Here is a 688-nt window from a genome sequence, read left to right as displayed (position 1 = left end):
GTTCATGACTGGGGTGAAGTCGTAACAAGGTAGCCGTAGGGGAACCTGCGGCTGGATCACCTCCTTAATTAATGGCACTAAAGTAATTTAAAGTGCCCACACAGTTTGTTTTCGAGATAATGAAGAATCCCAACCGTTACTGAGAAGAAACGGAAAAGATATTCGATCACGAGATTGTTGTTGATGTAAATGAGATGTTGTAGTGCATTTTCAATAAATGCGTACCTAGTCGCAAATCAAAAAGCAAAGTGCATCGAAGCATTTTTGCCAGAGAATTTTTCTTTAATCAAAGCAAGTGTTGCTTAGATGATGGAAAATGTCGAAGTAAAAATGGGTCTGTAGATCAGTTGGTTAGATCGCACCCCTGATAAGGGTGAGGTCGGTGGTTCAAGTCCACCCAGACCCACCATTCTATGGAATTCTTCAACGGTTTATTCAGATTAAAGTACTTTTACGAGAGTATTTTAATCTGGAATAACCAGGCGTTCATTAAAAATATGGTAAACAAAGAGGTAACACAAGCGTACTTGTATTTGAAATAGAAGCATATGATCTGAGGTAACTGAGATTATATGGTCAAGAAGAGAAGCGCAAACGGTGGATGCCTTGGCAGTAAGAGGCGATGAAGGACGTGGAATCCTGCGAAAAGCTCTGGTGAGCTGGAAACGAGCGTTTAACCAGAGATGTC

Annotated in this window: 1 tRNA gene and 2 rRNA genes; all 3 read left to right on the top strand. The window is 41.0% G+C overall.

Going from position 1 to position 688, the window contains the following annotated elements:
• Positions 1-67 (top strand): 16S ribosomal RNA (locus ACWTE2_RS00025); the annotation flags it as partial.
• Positions 68-332: 265 nt separating this feature from the next.
• Positions 333-409, top strand: a tRNA-Ile gene (locus tag ACWTE2_RS00020).
• 165 nt (positions 410-574) lie between these two features.
• Positions 575-688 (top strand): 23S ribosomal RNA (locus ACWTE2_RS00015); the annotation flags it as partial.

The organism is Legionella nigrisilvae (assembly GCF_977063395.2).
This window is presented reverse-complemented; position numbering and strand designations above follow the sequence as displayed.